Raw genomic sequence first — 2884 nt, forward strand, 5'->3', positions numbered from 1 at the left:
TGTTGGCAGTTGATATAGCAACTCCCAATCCTATGCGAGAGGATTTGTGCTATTAGCTTGGGAATGATTCCCAAGCGATTGATCCCACCAACCCTCCCCTCCTCTGTGTCCTCTGTGCCTCTGTGGTTTTTAAAAAATTCATCCCATTATACCACCCAAAAAGCCGACAATTACAACGCCAATAACCCGTATCGTTTCTGTAGCTGCAATAACTTGATCCGGGCTTCCGCGGCATTGTCGGCGAGATCGGCAAATTCCATAAACCGCCGCAACTCCTTCCGCAGCAAATTCCGCTCCACCTCCAGGGTATCCCGCCCCAAATCCGGCGGCAGGACGATCATATCAAATAGCGTCGCCCGTTCCTTTCCGGGGTGGGGCCTGAGCACCCGCCCCCGTCGCTGGATGAACTGGCGGGGGTTGCTGCTGCTGGCGAGGATGATGGCGTTGCGAATCGCCGGAATGTCCACCCCCTCATCGAGACAGCGAATCGCCACGAGTCCCTGAAGGTCCCCGGCTTCAAACTGGCGTCGCAGGCGTTCCCGTTGCTGCATCGGAGTGGCGGCGGTGTAGGTGTTGACGCGATAACCCAATTCCGAGCCCAGGAGGGCGACGGTGGCTTCCACCTGGCGGGCGGTGCGATCGCTCGTTTCCACCGTTCCATCCCCGCAGTAAAATAAGGTGTGGGTGGTGTGCAACCGAGCCGCCATCACGCTTCGCAGGGCGTTGAGTTTGTTTGTCGCCGACCCGATCAATCTCGCCCGCTGTATTAATAAAGCAGTGATCGTCTCGTTATTGTCCCAATTTTCTTCCCCATTTTCCATCAACGCCCAACCGATGCGGGTGGTGAGGCGGGAATAGGTTCGACTTTCGGCTTCCGTCAGTTCCACCAAAATCGGATAGTACAAATAGTGAACCAAGGCGCCCAGGCGGATGGCTTCGGCGAGGGTGAGTTCGGGTTGCAAAACCGGTCCGAAATAGTCGATCAGGGAATCAGTCCCCTCCTCGTCGTAGTGGCGTTCTGGGGTAGCGGAGAGGGCGAGACGCAAACCGATGTTGCGGGGGAGGCAGGCTTCTAGGCGGGGGGCCCCCAAGTTGTGGGCTTCGTCGCCGACGATCAGGGTTTTGGGGGGGAAGTAGCGGAGTTGGGATTGGAAGCCCTCGGAAATGAGGGTGGCGTTGGTGGTGATGACGGTGAGAAAGGGGAGGTGGCCCGATCGCAGGGTGTAGAGGGCGGTGGATAGCTGTTTTTGCCAGTTGTGGACGCTTTCAAAGGCGAGGATCGGTTTGAGCCCGAATTTCTCCGCCTCCCGCCCCCACTGGGTGACGAGGTGGCGGTAGGGACAGACGACGAGGAGCACCTGCAGGTTGATTTTCTGGTACAATTCCGTCGCGATCGCCAATGCCGTAATCGTTTTCCCGCTGCCCGTCGCCATTTTCAACATCCCCCGCCCCCGGTTGGCGAACCACCCCGCGATCGCCTCACGTTGGTAGGGCCGCAGGTGTAGGCTATTGGGGAGGGTGGGGGCGCCCGGTAAGGGGCCGACGACAGGTAGATTCACCGCTGGAGGCTAAAAAGGGTTATCGTCATCATCGCCATAGGATTCCCAGTCGGGACAGGAGTCTTCCTCAACTCCGTAGGGGTGCATCCCGCACACCAACAAATTCCCGCCGTAAACCTGGCCGTGATAGTTCTTGCATCCCCGGCAGGCGGGGTTTTGGGTGGCGGTGGGGTGGACGTAGGTGACGAAGGGATCGAACTCTTCCTCCTCTACATCGATGTCCAGATCCATGTAGATCTCGAGGATCGGTTCGAGAATTTCGTTCAAACACTCATCGAGATCGGGGATAATTTTATTTTGGACTTCCTCGGCAAATTCTTCCGAAAGCTGCGTCAGGTCGTCCATCATGTGGTTAAATTCTTCTGTCACATCTGTAAAAAATTTCTCTACCTCGATAACTGCCGTTTCGATACCTTTAAAGAATTCGTTGGGCCAATCTTCCATCAGGGTTTAGGGGCTAATTACTTCAAATGACCGACGAGTTGACCGCATCGGGAATCGCGGGAAGCAATACTTAGTATACCACCGCATCAATCCCGTTCCAGGCGGCGCAGTTCTTCTTGCAGATCTTTGACGCGATCGCGCAATTCGTCAACGTCCTCGTCCGTCCCGGATTCTTCCTCGTCGTCCAAAATTTCGATGCGACGGGGTTCGGCCGACTGGGGGGGCGGGGGAACCTCTGCCCCGGGCTGTTGGGCTTGCCGGATCGCGTCATCGACGAAGCGGCGGGCTTCTTCGGTGGTCATTTCGCCCCGTTTGACCAATTCATCCGCCAGTTTTTGGGCTTCGACCTGCAATTCGGCCAACTTCGTCCCCGCCTTCTCTCCGGCGTAGGAGGCCAGACCGACTCCAAGATACACTGCTTTTTGGACTAAATCTCCAAAACCGGGCATGGCAATAGATTCTCCAGCGTCTAAATTTAATATTAATTCTATACTCAGACGAAGAAACCGGGTGTCGTGTCGCCGTCCGATCGCGCGATCGCTCAAAAAAAGAGTGACCCGGAGACCACGCCTATCAGAAGCATCCCGTATTGCTGCTACCTTCCGGTCCTGACAAGGTTTGGGCGTTCTGACCGCATGGGTCCAGGCCACGGTGTTGATTATAGCACGGGGGTGGGGGAATTGTGCAAGTTGGGGGGCGGAGGAGGCGGAGGGAGATGAAGTGTTAGATTCGGGAGGTGCAAGCTGTTAGATTGAGTTCAGTGCTTTCGCGTAGTAGACCGTTTCGGCTAAAATGAGGCAATAGTAGTAGACCGTTTCGGCTAAAATGAGGCAAAATTCAAAACGTAGCACAGGCATCTTGCCTGTGGATTCAGATCGGAT

At 55.9% G+C, this 2884-nt stretch carries 3 protein-coding genes and 1 other RNA gene; all 4 read right to left on the minus strand.

What is annotated here, in order from left to right:
* Nucleotides 1-170 precede the first annotated feature (170 nt).
* Nucleotides 171-1559, minus strand: coding sequence for a DNA phosphorothioation system restriction enzyme (locus LKE08_RS27300; RefSeq protein WP_324707454.1), 1389 nt, complete (start codon nt 1557-1559; stop codon nt 171-173).
* A 9-nt stretch (nt 1560-1568) separates the two neighbouring features.
* Nucleotides 1569-2003, minus strand: coding sequence for a hypothetical protein (locus tag LKE08_RS27305; RefSeq protein ID WP_324707455.1), 435 nt, complete (start codon nt 2001-2003; stop codon nt 1569-1571).
* Between the two features lie 86 nt (nt 2004-2089).
* On the minus strand, nt 2090-2452 hold the full coding sequence (locus LKE08_RS27310; protein ID WP_324707456.1) for a phasin family protein: 363 nt from the start codon (nt 2450-2452) through the stop codon (nt 2090-2092).
* Between the two features lie 102 nt (nt 2453-2554).
* Nucleotides 2555-2651, minus strand: an RNA gene (gene ffs, locus LKE08_RS27315) — signal recognition particle sRNA small type.
* Nucleotides 2652-2884 lie beyond the last annotated feature (233 nt).

Origin of the sequence: Lyngbya sp. CCY1209, assembly GCF_035615495.1 — a bacterium.
Lineage (GTDB): Bacteria > Cyanobacteriota > Cyanobacteriia > Cyanobacteriales > Microcoleaceae > Limnospira.